We start from the raw sequence: 283 nt of genomic DNA, 5'->3' as shown, positions 1-283 counted from the left end.
ATCTGATCTTCGGCGAGATGCGTCTCACCGGCGAGAAGCCGCGCTTCAGTTTCCAGAAGACGCAGGATGGCGTCTATGCGCGCCGCAAGCTGCAGTTCACGCCGCAATGGCAAAACCAGCTAGGTTTGCTCAATTCGACCTTGCGGCTGCATTTTCCTTCCTATGGCGATCCGGGCCATGGCAGTGGCGTGCTGTCGGCGATTTATCTCGCCAAGTCGGTTCTGCCTTCCGAACATCAGGACATTCTCAATCACGGCAGCCAGAGCGCAGCCGCTGATCCACG

At 58.3% G+C, this 283-nt stretch carries 1 protein-coding gene; it reads left to right on the top strand.

The window, feature by feature from the left end; translation table 11 throughout:
• Window positions 1–283 (top strand): hypothetical protein (locus ACZ3HH_RS29685; RefSeq protein WP_465810108.1); only part of this gene is annotated, 283 nt, incomplete at both ends.

The sequence above is a fragment of the Pseudomonas sp. PME37.24/025 genome, from assembly GCF_055556615.1.
The sequence above is the reverse complement of the archived record's forward strand: the minus strand, read 5'-3'. Positions and strand labels throughout refer to the sequence as shown.